Consider the following 1,406-nt stretch of genomic DNA (forward strand, 5'->3'; position numbering starts at 1 on the left):
GAGGGGATGGGCGGGGAGAGGAGAGAGGAAGGCGGGGCGGTCGGGCGGTCCGGGAGCTACCGCCGGGGCCGCACCGCCTGTTCCAGCCAGCATGGCAGCAGTTCCGGCCGTCCGCCGCTCAGGAACCCGTCCACCCGTCGACCACCCCATCCGGGCACCCGCCGGGCCGCCCACCGGCGGCCCGACCCGGCGGGCACAAGCCCCGGGTGCGCGGGCCGGCCGACTCGACCGCCACCCGGCACAGGCGCAGGCCCGAGCGCGAGCACAGGCGCGAGCACAGGCACAGGCACAGGCGCAGGTCCGAGCGCGAGCACAGGCACAGGCACAGGCGCAGGTCCGAGCGCGAGCACAGACGCAGGCACGAGCGCGAGCACAGGAGCAGGCGCAGGCCCGAGCACGAGCAGAGCACAGGCGCGAGCACAGGCGCAGGCGCGCGGTCACAGTTCGCTGGGCCGCCACCCCGCACGGGTCGGCACCGCGTCCCAGACCTCGCCGCGCCGCAGCAGCACCCGGCCCAGGCTCGCCTGCGCCGTCGCCAGTCCGCGCACCACCGGGACCGTCGTGGCCAGGAGGAAGACGCCGAGCGCCATGTTGCCGGCGATGTCGGGCAAGCGCCCCGTCAGCCCGAACGCCAGATCGACCCAGCCGTCGTTGTCGGTACGCGGAATCGGCCAGGACCACAGCCCGTACGTCAACCCGCCGACACCGCCCACCAGCCACGCCAGCGTGAGGCAGAAGGTCACCACGCGGACCGGGAAGGAGAGGACGGCATGCACCAGGTCCCGCCACGCCTGCGGATCGCGGACGCCGCTCCACCGGCCGGCCGCCCCGGCGCCCTGTCCGGGCGCCACCGCCCTGACGGGGAGCGGGCGGCCGGTCGCGTTGGCGATGTGGTCGGCCTCCACCCGGGCCAGGTACCGCGCCATGGCCAGCGTGCCGGCCAGCACGGGAATCCCGACGACGAGGATGAGCGTGGAGACGCCGAGCGCGAAACCGGTGATCATCAAGATGAACGAGGCGATGCCCAGCGGCAGCCCGGACAGCAAGTACCCCACCTCGCGCCCGAAACGCCCACCGCGACCGGCCCGGTCGGCGGGGACCGCGGACGCCGGGGACATCGCCTGCGCGTGCGTCGTCGTTGTCATACCTCCACTCTCGCCGCGCGGCCGGTCCCGTCCCAGACAGCTGGGGCCCGTATCCGGGGTGTACCTAGCACTACCCCGCCGCGGGGCGAGAGTGGAGGTATGACAACGACGTGTACCTAGCACTACCCCGCCGCGGGGCGGAGGCCGGCGGCGGGACGAACAGGCGGGTCGGAAGGCCGGCCGACCAGCCGACCCGCCTGTTCTGGCGGCCCGGAAGGCCTCAGTGCACGGTCACCGCCACGACGTGAAGCAGTGGGAGCA

Annotated in this window: 1 protein-coding gene; it reads right to left on the bottom strand. The window is 74.4% G+C overall.

All coding sequences use genetic code 11. From position 1 onward, the window contains the following. Positions 1–437: 437 nt before the first annotated feature. Positions 438–1,145: a sensor domain-containing protein gene (locus tag AB8Z75_RS34440; RefSeq protein ID WP_369209005.1), complete on the bottom strand. Its 708-nt coding sequence runs from the start codon at positions 1,143–1,145 to the stop codon at positions 438–440. Positions 1,146–1,406: the final 261 nt, after the last annotated feature.

Source organism: Streptomyces sp. PU-14G (assembly GCF_041028275.1).
GTDB lineage: Bacteria > Actinomycetota > Actinomycetes > Streptomycetales > Streptomycetaceae > Streptomyces.

What these genes read in the sequence shown, in the direction of transcription:
- AB8Z75_RS34440 (WP_369209005.1), bottom strand. Translation starts at nt 1,145, where the DNA reads ATGACAACGACGACGCACGCGCAGGCGATGTCCCCGGCGTCCGCGGTC.